1 protein-coding gene is annotated in these 1198 nt (G+C 60.9%); it reads left to right on the top strand.

Annotation, left to right across the window (positions count from 1 at the left end):
- Window positions 1-194 precede the first annotated feature (194 nt).
- Window positions 195-1172, top strand: a complete 978-nt coding sequence (locus IM760_RS18760; RefSeq protein WP_204431740.1) for an IS110 family RNA-guided transposase — start codon at window positions 195-197, stop codon at window positions 1170-1172.
- The last annotated feature ends 26 nt before the right edge of the window (window positions 1173-1198 follow it).

The raw sequence follows: 1198 nt of genomic DNA, 5'->3' as shown, positions 1-1198 counted from the left end.
CGCTCCTTGTGTCTCTCCGCAGGGAGATGATTAGCTACCATCCCCTGTCAGCCCGGTGGCAACCCGAGTCGCTCCTGAGGTCCTTGAACCTGTGCCGTAGATCGGACCACCGGGCTGTTTCTCTCAAAACTTGAACGGTATCCAAGCCACTTCCATTTGGAAGAGAGGCTGCACGAACAAGGAAAGGTGGAGAGATGGCCCACATTGGTATTGATGTCAGTAAAAACAAACTGGACCTGTGCTGGCTGCGCGAACGCGGCAAAGTGAAGACCAAGGTCTTCACCAACCACCCTAAACACTACCCCGCGTTGATGGACTGGCTGACCCGCCAGACCGGCGAGCAAGCCCAGGATCTGCGCGTATATCTGGAAGCGACCAGCATTTACCACGAGCCGTTGACCGAGTGGCTGCATGAGGTCGGTGTCCAGGTCCATGTGGTGAACCCGGCCCAGGTTCACCATTACTCCAAGGCGCTGGGTAGCGCGGGCAAGACGGACAAGAAGGACAGCCAGCTTCTGGCGCGCTATGGCATCGACCGCCAGCCACCCCGGTGGCAGCCGGAACCGGAGCCGGTCCGTCGCCTACGGCGCCTTGCCAGCCGTTTGGAGACGGTCCAGCAGGACATCCAGCGTGAACAGAATCGGCTCGAGAAGGCCCGGTTCAACCGCGATACGGAAACCGCCTCGTCGATTGATCTGGTGCTGCTGGCCCTACAGGGTGAAGCGAAACGACTGCGCGAAGAGATCAAAGACCATATCGATGGCCATGGGGACCTCAAACGCGATCAGTCGCTGCTTGAGAGCATCCCCGGGATCGGTGAGGTCACATCGGTCCATCTGATGGTTCTGCTGCGAGGCAAGCCGTTCCGCAGCGCCCGCCAGGCGGCGGCGTTCGTGGGGCTGGTGCCGAGCGAATGGACATCCGGTTCTTCGGTGCGTGGCCGTCCGAGCCTGAGCAAGAAAGGGTCGTCGGCGATCCGTCGGCGCCTGTATATGGCGGCGGTGGTCGCGAGTCGTCACAACCCGGTGGTGGGTGCGTTTTACACCCGATTGCGGCAGGCCGGTAAGCCCCCGATGTCTGCCCTGGGCGCTGCAATGCGCAAACTGGTGCACATCGCCTTCGGCGTACTGAATCGACAAACCCCCTTCCAGACCCAACCCATTGGGGGTTGAGTCCGGATAGGAGAGACGGTATCTAC

The organism is Alloalcanivorax marinus, from assembly GCF_016906305.1.
Taxonomy (GTDB): domain Bacteria; phylum Pseudomonadota; class Gammaproteobacteria; order Pseudomonadales; family Alcanivoracaceae; genus Alloalcanivorax; species Alloalcanivorax marinus.
Note: the sequence above shows the minus strand (reverse complement) of the source record. Positions and strands in the feature narration are given on the sequence as shown.